Annotated in this window: 1 protein-coding gene; it reads right to left on the bottom strand. The window is 67.2% G+C overall.

What is annotated here, in order from left to right:
- Positions 1 to 344: hypothetical protein (locus THIARS_RS18755; RefSeq protein ID WP_186436772.1), on the bottom strand; the 344-nt coding region annotated here is incomplete at both ends.

The raw sequence follows: 344 nt of genomic DNA on the forward strand, positions 1-344 counted from the left end.
CTGGGTCAGGCCCTCGAAGCTGCCCAGGCCGCCACGCTCTGCCGCGAGGAAGCGCTGCGCAACGACACTCAGACCCGACTCGACGCCCTGCGTGACGAACTTCAGGCGCAAGCCCAGCGCATCGTCGCCCAGCAACAACGCGTGCGCGAAAGCGAACAACGTCTCACTCAAGAACTGACCGCCTTGCACACCCTCGGCCAGCAAGTGCGGCGCGATATCGAACAAGGGCGCGCCATCGAACAGGCTGAGCGCAGCGCGGATGTGGCTCGCCTGGGTCAGGCCCTCGAAGCTGCCCAGGCCGCCACGCTCTGCCGCGAGGAAGCGCTGCGCAACGACACTCAGAC

Origin of the sequence: Thiomonas delicata (genome assembly GCF_900088825.1) — a bacterium.
In the GTDB taxonomy this organism is placed as follows: domain Bacteria; phylum Pseudomonadota; class Gammaproteobacteria; order Burkholderiales; family Burkholderiaceae_C; genus Thiomonas_A; species Thiomonas_A delicata.